The organism is Mesorhizobium sp. M7A.F.Ca.MR.362.00.0.0, from assembly GCF_004023175.1.
Lineage (GTDB): Bacteria > Pseudomonadota > Alphaproteobacteria > Rhizobiales > Rhizobiaceae > Mesorhizobium.
This window is the reverse complement of record NZ_RZTF01001144.1, coordinates 1-233: the sequence shown is the minus strand read 5'-3', so window position 1 is coordinate 233 and position 233 is coordinate 1. Positions and strand designations below refer to the sequence as shown.

The window sequence follows — 233 nt, the reverse complement described above, 5'->3', positions numbered from 1 at the left end:
ATTCTATAGAAGCACTCCAAGCTATTACCCCAAAAATCTATTTAGTTTCACATCCTGCCATTACAGATAGATTTATTGATAAGGAAGTAACCATCATTCAAGACACGCCAAGTTTTCAAGGGTATGGACCCCTTGCTGGAATATATAGCGTCATGGAAAGAGAGCAAGCTGAATGGTATTTCGTTTTGCCAAATGACAGCCCGTTTATTACGCATCAGAGTATGGAGGTATTA

1 protein-coding gene is annotated in these 233 nt (G+C 39.1%); it reads left to right on the top strand.

What is annotated here, in order from left to right; genetic code table 11:
• Positions 1 to 233: NTP transferase domain-containing protein (locus tag EOC06_RS39430; protein ID WP_164899116.1), on the top strand; the 233-nt coding region annotated here is incomplete at both ends.